The 7,824-nt window shown below is 65.0% G+C and carries 7 protein-coding genes and 2 riboswitches; all 7 genes read right to left on the bottom strand.

What is annotated here, in order from left to right:
* The coding region (locus WB785_RS23370; protein WP_424082262.1) for a PPE family protein at positions 1–543 on the bottom strand (543 nt) is incomplete at its 3' end.
* A gap of 13 nt (positions 544–556) precedes the next feature.
* Positions 557–856, bottom strand: a complete 300-nt coding sequence (locus tag WB785_RS23365) for a PE family protein (protein ID WP_424082260.1) — start codon at positions 854–856, stop codon at positions 557–559.
* A gap of 286 nt (positions 857–1,142) precedes the next feature.
* Positions 1,143–1,313, bottom strand: a riboswitch (M-box (ykoK) riboswitch).
* A 258-nt stretch (positions 1,314–1,571) separates the two neighbouring features.
* Complete coding sequence (locus WB785_RS23360; protein ID WP_424082258.1) at positions 1,572–2,846, bottom strand: PPE family protein; 1,275 nt, start codon at positions 2,844–2,846, stop codon at positions 1,572–1,574.
* A gap of 14 nt (positions 2,847–2,860) precedes the next feature.
* Positions 2,861–3,160 carry a PE family protein gene (locus WB785_RS23355; protein ID WP_424082257.1) on the bottom strand — a complete coding sequence of 100 codons (300 nt, stop codon included), beginning with the start codon at positions 3,158–3,160 and terminating at the stop codon, positions 2,861–2,863.
* 217 nt (positions 3,161–3,377) lie between these two features.
* A riboswitch (M-box (ykoK) riboswitch) is annotated at positions 3,378–3,548 on the bottom strand.
* Positions 3,549–3,695: 147 nt separating this feature from the next.
* The gene (gene eccA, locus WB785_RS23350) at positions 3,696–5,528 is read right to left on the bottom strand and encodes a type VII secretion AAA-ATPase EccA (RefSeq protein ID WP_424082255.1); all 1,833 of its coding nucleotides are present in this window, start codon (positions 5,526–5,528) and stop codon (positions 3,696–3,698) included.
* Positions 5,525–6,706 (bottom strand): type VII secretion protein EccE, encoded by a 1,182-nt coding sequence (gene eccE / locus WB785_RS23345; RefSeq protein WP_424082252.1) that lies wholly within the window; start codon positions 6,704–6,706, stop codon positions 5,525–5,527. Before eccE ends, eccA begins: the two co-directional genes overlap by 4 nt.
* A partial coding sequence (mycP, locus tag WB785_RS23340) for a type VII secretion-associated serine protease mycosin (RefSeq protein WP_424082250.1) occupies positions 6,706–7,824 on the bottom strand: 1,119 nt, incomplete at its 5' end. The genes eccE and mycP, both read right to left, overlap by 1 nt.

The raw sequence follows: 7,824 nt of genomic DNA, 5'->3' as shown, positions 1-7,824 counted from the left end.
GCCAGGCGCAGTCGTCTGCGGCGCCGCGGCGAATGCTGGCACCTTGGCCGCCGCCGCCGACTGGCCCGCGTAGCCGTACATGGCGGCCGCGTCTTGAGCCCACATTTCGCCATATTGGGCTTCGGTGGCCGCGATCGCCGGAGTGTTCTGACCCAGCACATTGGTCGCCACCAGGGCCGCCAACTGGGCGCGGTTCGCCGCAATCATCGGCGGCGGCACCGTCATGCCAAACGCAGCTTCGTAGGCAGCCGCGGCGGCCGCCGCCTGGTGGGCGGTCTGCTCAGCTTGCGCGGCAGTCGTGTTCATCCATGCCGCATACGGTGCAGCTGCAGCTGCCATGGCCGTAGACGCTGGACCGCGCCAGCCTTCGCCAGACAAGTTTGAAATGACCGAACTGTAATTGGTTGCTTGCGAACGTAACTCGGAGGCCAGGCCATTCCAGGCCGCTGCGGCGGCCAGCATCGAAGTCGATCCAGGGCCGGCATACATCTTGGCGGAGTTGACTTCCGGCGGGAATGCGCCGAAGTCGAATACTGCAGTCATTGCGGCGCTCCTTTCAGCTCGCGGTGATCACGTTGGCGGCCTCGGTGGTCGCATAGGAACCGGCGCTGGCGCCCAAGGTGCAGACGAACATGTCATGAATCGCCGTGGCCTGAGCGCTAATGGCCTGATAGATGTGGGATTGGGAGATGAATTGTGTTGCCGTCAAAGCCGATACTTCGTCAGCAGCGGCGGGCGCCACTGCCGTCGTAGCCACCGCCGCGGCGGCGTTCTGTGCCTTCAGCTCGGAGCCGATACCCGTCAACTGGCCGGCTGCTGCCGAAAGCAGTTCGGGCTGTGTGGTCAAGAGGGACATCGAATTCTCCTTAGGCGAAGCAGGACGAACCCGCGGCGGTGATCGCGTCAGAGCACGACAGGACCACGCGCGCATACGAACACGATGCGTGCGTGTTAAGCGAAGCGGCGCAAGCCGATCAGATAGTGGAGATGGCGCCGGGGCCGGATCCGAACGAAATGGTCATCGGTCTCGGATACGGACTGTCACTAGAACTCATTTCGCCTCACCTCCTCACGGCCAGGGCACACAGGGGTGCCAACACGTTGCACACGGGATGAGGCGGACCTGCCAGATTTAGCTGGCCGCGGCACCCCTCTCGTCAGAGCTTTGGCACTGCACGGCGTATCCGGCTGAGCCGGAAGCCACTTGGGCTCAACCCTTAACCCGGGAAGAGCTGTCCTGACCCTGGGCGTCTTTCGACGTTCGAGGTCAGTGGCCTATATCCGTGCAGACGCCTCACCTAGCGAGGTGCTTGCAGAAGCAATAGTTCCATTATCAACGGTGGTAGTCAACTCGACGCGCGCAAACGATTGCCGATATCGCGCCCGGGCCGGCGCAGCGGACGCGTCACCGGCATTCGAAAGCTGTTGGGGCTGTTCGCAGCCCGCCATAAATCGGATCTCGTGCGGACCCGGTTCTGGGCACGGTGGACGGGTACGTCGGGCGCGACGCCAACCGCAACGTCGAATTCCGATCGTGGCGGCCCTGATAACCACGACTTAGCTCCTTTCTGCTATCCAGCCGCCGGCGGATGCGCGACGACGGTGGGGCGGAACCCATAGCGGGGAGCAGCGAAGCCGAACCCTCGTCCGCCCATGCCTGCCGCCGGCACCCCAGGCATACCGGGCACACCCGGCATCCCGGCCATCTCGGTCCCGGCGCCCGGCGCGATGGCCCACCCGCCCGATGACGACGACATGAGCGCGGCGGGGGTCCCGGGAGTGCCTGCGGCCCAACTTTGCGGCACCGACATCGCCCCGACCAGGGTCGCGCGGCCCATCCCAGCCGACACTGCCGGTCCACCCAGCCCTCCCATCGCCGAACCGGCGTGGCCCAATCCGGCACTCAGCGCCGACGGCGCGGTAGTCGCTGTCAACATGGCCGGGTTTACTGCGCCACCAAAGCCCTGCCCGGCAACCGCCAAGAACCCGATATCAGCGAAGGCGCTTGTCACAGCAGGGCTAATGCTGGCCGGGTTGATCCAGTTGCCCGAAAGGAATCCGTTCGAGAGCCCGGAGCTTATGAAGCTCCCGAATGCCGACTGAGTCGTTCCGCTGAAGAGGTTCAACAACCCGGCGAGCCCGGTGGTGGCCTGATTCGATCCTGGCGCAAAGGGATTGGTGCTCGCCGCCGGTGACGCCATCCCCTGCAGTGCGTTGGGAACAGTTGAGATCACCTGGGACAGCGTCGACTGCACGCCCGCGCTTGACGACGTGCCGGTGGCCTGGGCAACCGTGCCTGCTTGGCTGGCCGCGCCGCCCGCATTGGTGGTTTCCGGCGGAGAACCGAACGGTGTCACCGTCGCTGCGGCCGCCGAAGCTCCGGCATAGCCGTACATCGCCGCTGCGTCCTGGGCCCACATCTCGGCGTAGAGGGCCTCATTGGCCGCGATCGCCGGGGTGTTCTGACCCAGCACATTGGTCGCCACCAAGGCGGCCAGCTGAGCACGGTTGGCTGCGACAACAGCGGGTGGCACCGTCATCGCAAACGCGGCATCGTAGGCCGCCGCAGCCGACCTGGCCTGAAAACCCGTTTGCTCGGCCTGGGTGGCGGTCGAACTCATCCAATCCACATACGGATTCGCCGCGGCCGCCATCGATGCCGACGCGGGTCCCAGCCAAGATCCTTCGGCAAGGCTGGAGACCACCGCGGCATACGAGGACGCGGCCGAGCCGAGCTCGGCGGCCAGCACGTCCCACGCTGACGCGGCGGCCAGCATGGGCCCCGAACCGGGACCGGCATACATGCGAGCGGAGTTGATCTCTGGTGATAATGCTCCGAAATCCATTGCGACACCTCCCCTTAGCCCGCAGCAACCGCGTTGGCGGCTTCGGTCTCTGCATACGACACGGCACTGCTGCTCAGCGTGGACACGAACATCTCGTGAATCGCCGCGGCTTGAGCGCTGACCGCTTGATACAGCTGGGCATGCGCGGTGAACTGGGCCGCGGTCAGCGCCGAAACTTCGTCGGCTGCCGCGGGAATCACCGCCGTCGTCGGGCTGGCTGCGGCCGCGTTTCCGGCGGTCACGTCTGCACCAATTCCCTGGAGGTCGCCCGCTGCTGCGGACAACGTTTCCGGTTGCGTGGTCACGAATGACATGGACTTCTCCTCAATGAAAGATCCGACCCGGAGACGAGGTTTGCGCAAACCGGTTCAGTTCGCGGAGCCTGCCGTGACCGGATCGGGGCGAAACGGTCATCGATCTTGCTTAGTTCTGAGCAAGAACCATCAGTGGACGTCGTCTCGGCCCACCCCCTCGCGGTCAGTGCACTCGCCGCGCCGCCAAGAGAAGTGGATCGCCCGACGAAACCGCCGGGTGGCACCCCTCTCGCCGGAGCTTTGGCACTGCACGGCGTATCCGGCTAAACCGGAAGCCACTTGGGCTCAACCCTTAGCCCGGGAAGAGCTGTCCTGACCCTGGGCGTCTCTCGACGTTCGAGGTCAGTGGCCTATATCCGTGCAGACGCCTCACCTAGCGAGGTGCTCGTTACGTATTTGTAGATGCATCGTCGCAGCAGCACCGACACGCCGTCAATGCAACCCGCGGCGGATTATCGGTAAATTGCTGGAGTTCGTTACACATGCGGGCGGGCCACGACGTTCCTGCTCCACAGGCGTTAACTGACCGCACCCACTAGTCCGTCTTCTTCTCCGCCACCGCCGCCCTGAGGGCCTCGGCCAGGTCGTCGCGCGTCAGCTCCTTGAACCGGCGCAGTTGGTCGTCGCTGAACTCGTCGACGTCACTCGACAACACCGCGTCGAGATCCTCGTCGTCGAGGCGGAAGCTGCGGTGGTCGCGGGCCTTTTCCACCACGTTGCGCACAAACCCCGCATTGCCCAGCACATCGATACCGCGGATCAGGTCGCCGTCGCTGGAGATGTTCTCGTCTTCGTAGAACCTGGTGTAGGCCGGCAGCAGCACGTCGACCGCCTCATCGGTGATCACGTCTTCGTTTTCCCGGCCCATCAGCTGGGTCAGCGCGATCAGTTCCTTGGGGTTATAGCTGTAGAACTCGATCACCGTCGAAAACCGGCGCCGCAGACCCTGGTTAACCTCCAGCATCTTGTCCATCGCCTTGGCATAGCCGGCTCCGAAGACCACCAGCTCGTCGCGATGGTTCTCCATGTACAGCAGCAACGTATTGATGATCGCGTTCCCGTAGGCGTCGCCGGTGGAGTAGCCACTCTCATGCAGGTTGTGCATCTCGTCGAAGAACACGGCCCCGCCGCGCGCCTCCTCGAGCATCTCCTCGGTGTTCTTTTCTGCATCGGCCATGTAGCGGCCGAGCAGCTTTGCGCGGCTGGTCTCCACCACCAACGGCTTGCGCAGCACAGTCAACCCGCACAGCTGCTTGGCGAATGCGCGGGCCACCGTCGTCTTCCCCGTGCCGGGCGGTCCCAACAACAGGGTGTGACGCGAGGTCACCGGCACCGGCAGGCCCATCTTGGCGCGGGCCAGATTCACCTTGGTGGTCGACTTGATCAGCTTGATTTCCCGCTTGGCCTGGTCCATGCCGAGCATCGCGTTCAGCTCGGCATCGCCTTCGTCCAGATACTTCTTGGCCATTTCGGCGTGCCGGGCGGCCTCGGCCTCTTCGCGGGTGGGCGCACTATCCGGATCCCACGGATCCGTTCTTGCCTCAATGGTCTCCGGGTCGGTTAACACCAGCCGATAGCTGGGGTTGTCCAACGCTTCGCGCGCCGGGGTGAACTTGGCGTCGCGTGAGTACACCCGACGTAAAGACTCGACGGCCTCCTCTTCGCGGCCCAGATGCCGCAAGCACATGCCCTGGGTGTACATCGCGACATTGGCGGCGCCGGGCACTCGGTCGCCCTCGATGGCCTCCTGCGCACGTCGGGTTGCCTCCTCGAAGACCCCCAACGAGGCCAGCGCTGTGGTCGCCATCGCCGCTCCGGCGGCCTTGAGCTCGGGGTGGCGCCACGTGGTCCCAGGCGGGAACTGGGTCAAGACGTCGGGCCAGCGACCGGTGCGGAAATACAGCAAGCCCCGCACGTACTTGAGCAACTCCTCGTCGAACGGGTGGCGCGGCTCGGTGGAATCCAGCAGCTCCGCCGCCTCGGCGTACCGTTTCGCTTCGGTGAGGGCGGCCGCGTAGGCGGCAGCCAATGACTCCACGCTGGTGACCGCCAGCCGTAGGAACATCCCGTCGGAAACCTCGGGACGAAACTCCAACTCGGACAAGCCAAGTCGGCGGATCTCCCAGCCGAACGTCTTGACCGCTTGCCACGCGCCGGTGAGCACATCGATGGTCTGGTCACCCGCGAGTACCCGGGCCAGCCAGGCGTCGCACATGTCCGGATCGAGCCGGGTGGCCGTGGTGAACATCTGCAACGCCACTTGCGGATTTTGGCTCGGTTGTAACCCGTTGACCGAGATCCCGGACGCCAGCAGGCCCGCAACCATTGCGTTGCGGGCATCTGCTGCTCCGGCCTGCGGCCGGGTCATCGCAAAGCTTCGGCGTGACTCATCTGTTGAAGGTATACCGCACCGACCGGAACCAAGATGCCCTCGCCGTCGTCGAGTATGCGACTCGGCATCGGCAGCGGCCGACCCGAACTCGGCGCCGGAATGCTGGAAGCTACCGCGCCCAGCTGACGGCCGGTGAGCCGGTTCAGCCCGTTGAATGTCTCTTTGTGCAGCCGCTTGTCACTGTGGTAGCGCACCCAGACCGCGACGTCGGCTTCCCGACCATCCGCGATCAGCCTGATCGTCACCACGGTGACGTCGGCATCGGTGAGCCACAGCTCCTGGAGGGTCTCGCTGGTGATGTCGGACGGTGAGACCCAGAAGCTGGTCACGAACCCGTCGGGGGTTTTCAGGTAGCGCCAGTACGGCCGGATGTGAGCCGGCTGGAGCCCGGCCAACACGGCGTCGTCGACGTCGACGATCTCGTCGGCGGTCAGCGGCCGTGCCGAGCAGCTTCGCCCGTCCAGATGCTGGGCCAGCCGCTCGGTAGCCGCCGCCAACGTGCTGGCGACCGAATCGCGGGCAGCCACCGCCTGGACATTGTGCAGTGGATCCATGCGCAATACCAGCCAGGTGTTGCGTTCCTCGAGCGGACGTCGATCACCGGTTGGCCCGTTATCGTCCTGCACCGCTGATTTCACGCCGTTGCCGGCCCGGCGGGTTCCCACCGAAACGATGTCGACGCTGTCCAGGCGCACGTCGAACTGGCGCAGTGCCTCGATGACCGCGTCCAGCGGCATCGCTGCCGGTAACGCGTCTTGATGACGATGCCGTCCCGAGGGTGCCTCCACGGCCGCCTCTACCGCAATCACTCCGATCAGCTTGCCGTCGTACTCGCGCAGGCCGACCGTTTCGCGGCTGAAGCGACGCCGGTGATCGATCGCGGGGGTGCAGCCGACGGTCAGCGCTTCCGGATCGGCGTACCAATTTCGTACGCGCGCAATCGGTGCCGACGCAACGGGAACGCCACCATTGGTGACCAGGGCAACGATCGTCACCAACGCCGCGAGCCCAACTCCGACCCAAAAGGCCGCGTGACCGGCCTGCCAAGACTCGGGTAGACGACTCGCGATCACCAGCAACGCAACATCAATGAGAAACACCACGGTCACTCGCGGCCACGACAGGGCCAGGCCGTATTCGCGTTGTGCCTTCATTACTGTCTCCCTGTCTTTCGCAACAGCATTGCTGCACCGAATACCATGCCGGCTAGTAGTACCGCACCACCGAGGCCTCCGGCCGCGACCCACACCGGGACCATGTTGCGTGGAGCAGGTGCCGGAGGCATGTCCAGCGGTGCCTTCGAATCTTTGGGCAGAACAGGCCCTTCGGGCACATCCCAGGTCAGCGCAGCGACCGGGTCGACGATCCCGTAGCCGACCTGGTTGTCCACGCCGCGAGCCGGTGGCCTGGCGGTCCGGGTCAACCGGCTGATGACTTGGTGGGCGGACAATTGCGGATATTTCGCCCGTACCAGCGCTGCCACACCGGACACGATCGCCGTGGAGAAACTGGTACCCGACGGCACCAACAAAGAGTTGTCCGGACCGTCAATTGCGTTGACCAGGCTGTCATCTCGCGGTGAGAACCCGACGACGTCGGTACCGGGTGCTGCGATCGATACCCACGGCCCGGCCACACTCAACTTGTCCATCGGCGCGCCGGAGGAATCTACCGCGCCGACGGTCAGCACGTAGTCGCTGAACCACGACGGCGTCACCACCGTCGTCACGCCATTCCAGTCGCGAACGTCCTTGGGGTGCAAAGGATCAACGAGCGGATTTTCTTTGCAGTCGCGCTGGCTGGTGTCGCCTGCGGCGGCGACGATGACCGCATCCTTGTCGACCGCCGCGTAACGGACCGCAGCACCGAGGTCAGGCGCGTCGATGATGCTGCGCGCACTCATGCACATCACCTGGGAGATGTTGATCACCCGCGCGCCCATGTTGGCGGCGTGCACGATCGCCCGCGCCATTGTGAAGATATTGTCCCGCTTCTGCCGCGTTTGCGGGTCCTCGTCACCGGTGTAGGCGTCCTTGAGGTTAAACGCCTGGCTGGACTGGCGGATCGAGATCAACTCGACGTCGGGGGCAATTCCGGTGAATGCGTCGGATGGCCCTTCCGGCGGAGGGTCCAGCGGCGGCGCGGCCGGTCGCGGGTAGTCCACCGAAACGACTTGTCCGCCACGGGAATAGCCGGGCAGCACGGTCTTGCCGTGACCGTGGTTGGCGGCTCCCGGCGCCCTGGGTGCCGGCGGTGCGCCGAAGGGTGGCGG

It is taken from the genome of Mycobacterium sp. (assembly GCF_049585075.1).
GTDB lineage: Bacteria > Actinomycetota > Actinomycetes > Mycobacteriales > Mycobacteriaceae > Mycobacterium.
The sequence above is the reverse complement of the archived record's forward strand: the minus strand, read 5'-3'. Positions and strand labels throughout refer to the sequence as shown.